Origin of the sequence: Streptomyces sp. AC558_RSS880, from assembly GCF_019049255.1 — a bacterium.
Classification (GTDB): domain Bacteria; phylum Actinomycetota; class Actinomycetes; order Streptomycetales; family Streptomycetaceae; genus Streptomyces.
Genome location: NZ_JAGMUJ010000099.1, coordinates 1 through 707, shown reverse-complemented (window position 1 = coordinate 707; position 707 = coordinate 1). Strand labels below are relative to the sequence as shown.

Sequence of the window (707 nt, the reverse complement as noted above, 5' to 3'; positions counted from 1 at the left end):
GGGTTGGAGGAGGGCAGTTCGGTGTAGGAGCCGAGGCCGAACGCCGGGTTCTGCTTGCGGATCTCGATCATCCGGCGGGTCCAGTGCAGCAGCGAGGACGGGGAGGCCATCGACGCCTCCACGTTGGTGACCTGGTAGCCGTAGACCGGGTCCATGATGGTCGGCAGGAACAGCCGGCCGGGGTCGGAGGAGGAGAAGCCGGCGTTGCGGTCCGGGGTCCACTGCATGGGCGTGCGGACCGCGTCGCGGTCGCCGAGCCAGATGTTGTCGCCCATGCCGATCTCGTCGCCGTAGTAGATGATCGGCGAACCCGGCAGGGACAGCAGCAGGGCGGTGAAGAGCTCGATCTGGTTGCGGTCGTTGTCCAGCAGCGGGGCGAGCCGGCGGCGGATGCCGATGTTGGCGCGCATGCGGGGGTCCTTGGCGTACTCGGCCCACATGTAGTCGCGCTCCTCGTCGGTGACCATCTCCAGGGTCAGCTCGTCGTGGTTGCGCAGGAAGATGCCCCACTGGCAGCCCGACGGGATGGCCGGGGTCTTGGCCAGGATCTCGGAGACCGGGTAGCGGGACTCACGGCGGACCGCCATGAAGATGCGCGGCATGACCGGGAAGTGGAACGCCATGTGGCACTCGTCGCCGCCGGCGGCGTAGTCGCCGAAGTAGTCGACGACGTCCTCCGGCCACTGGTTCGCCTCGGCCAGCAGCAC

General features: G+C 68.3%; 1 protein-coding gene. It reads right to left on the bottom strand.

All coding sequences use genetic code 11. The features are described 5' to 3' along the window. Positions 1-707: alpha-amylase family glycosyl hydrolase (locus KUM38_RS27745; RefSeq protein ID WP_254397850.1), on the bottom strand; the 707-nt coding region annotated here is incomplete at both ends.